Annotated in this window: 1 protein-coding gene and 1 pseudogene; both read right to left on the bottom strand. The window is 62.9% G+C overall.

All coding sequences use genetic code 11. The features are described 5' to 3' along the window. Window positions 1-767: pseudogene (locus tag ENZ75_RS31460) on the bottom strand (hypothetical protein); the annotation flags it as partial. A 147-nt stretch (window positions 768-914) separates the two neighbouring features. Beyond that, window positions 915-1,543 (bottom strand): NAD(P)(+) transhydrogenase (Re/Si-specific) subunit beta (locus tag ENZ75_RS31455; RefSeq protein WP_164888162.1); only part of this gene is annotated, 629 nt, incomplete at its 5' end.

The raw sequence follows: 1,543 nt of genomic DNA, 5'->3' as shown, positions 1-1,543 counted from the left end.
AAATCGGACCACAAGATCTGCAACAGGTCATAGGCGATCATCGAGCCGAGGCTGTGCGAGACCAGCACGATGCGATCGTAGGTATCGTCCATCATCAGACGCTTCAGCAGCTTCAGGCCGCGGTCGCGGATCAGCGCCCGCTTCTCTACCGTGGCCGCTTCAGCGCGCACATAGCCCGCGACATCGCCGAAATAGGGAAGGCCAAAACGGTCCACCGACCAGATGACGAACGAGGCCAGGATGGTGACGAGGACGCCGACGGTCCACGAAATCTGCTGCTGCCAAACCGACGTCGCAAGCGCGAGCGTCGCGACCAGGACGATGATGGCGGCAACCAGAGTGACCAGATAGAGCTTTCGGGCGTCCGGCGGTATGTCGGTGGGCTTGCGCCACAGCAGATTTGTCACCCAGGCGGCAAGCCGGCCTCGCGTCGTGCCCTGCGTGATGTCGGCCCAGTAAAGCTCGTAGAAGTCGGTGCGGCGGCCATCGACATCGTAGGGCGTGGTGATGCGGCGAAGTTCGTACGAATTGGTCCGGCTGTCGGGAGTGATCCAGCTCTGGTTGATCTTCGCGCCGGCGGGGTCGGCCGGATCGGCGACATGGGCATAAAACGGCGCGCGGTTGGGGTCATGGCTCCAGACAGCCTGGACAAAGCCTCGCAGCGTATCCATCGGCCGCTGTTCGCCCATGCCATGCACGATCACCACCGCCTGGCCAGGCTTGCGCGGCGCTTTCCCGGCGGGCGGCGATGCGATCGGGTCAGGCACCAACGTCTCCGTCGACGACAATCCCGCCGTCGAGGCGGGAATTCGTCATCGTAGCGCCGAAATCGCCGTCAAGCCAAGAAAGCCTGCCAAGAAAAAGCCCGGCGCGAAGCCGGGCGATTCTTGGCGTGTCCCGGCGCTTATCCCGGATCAGTGATCCATGGCTTTGACGATCTCTTCGGTCATCTTCTTGGCGTCGCCGAGCAGCATCATGGTGCCGTCCTTGTAGAACAGCGTGTTGTCGATACCGGCATAGCCGGAACCGAGCGAGCGCTTGACGAACAGGCAGGTGCGCGCCTTGTCGACGTCGAGGATCGGCATGCCGTAGATGGGTGAGGACTTGTCGTCGCGCGCGGACGGGTTGGTGACGTCGTTGGCGCCGATGACATAGGCAACGTCGGCTTGCGCGAACTCCGAGTTGATGTCCTCAAGCTCGAACACCTCGTCGTAGGGCACATTGGCTTCGGCGAGCAGCACGTTCATGTGGCCGGGCATGCGGCCGGCGACCGGGTGGATGGCGTACTTCACGTCGACGCCATTGGCCTTGAGCTTGTCGGCCATTTCGCGCAGCGCATGCTGCGCCTGGGCAACCGCCATGCCGTAGCCCGGCACGATGATGACTTTCTGGGCGTTCATCATGAGGTAGGCGGCATCGTCGGCAGAACCCTGCTTGACCGTGCGTTCGATGCCGTCATCGGCGGCCGCTGCCGTCTCCCCACCGAAGCCGCCGAGAATGACCGAGATGAAGCTTCGGTTCATGCCCTTGCACATGATGTAGG

Origin of the sequence: Mesorhizobium sp. M7A.F.Ca.CA.002.04.1.1 (assembly GCF_004022805.1) — a bacterium.
Classification (GTDB): Bacteria; Pseudomonadota; Alphaproteobacteria; order Rhizobiales; family Rhizobiaceae; genus Mesorhizobium; species Mesorhizobium ciceri.
The sequence above is the reverse complement of the archived record's forward strand: the minus strand, read 5'-3'. Positions and strand labels throughout refer to the sequence as shown.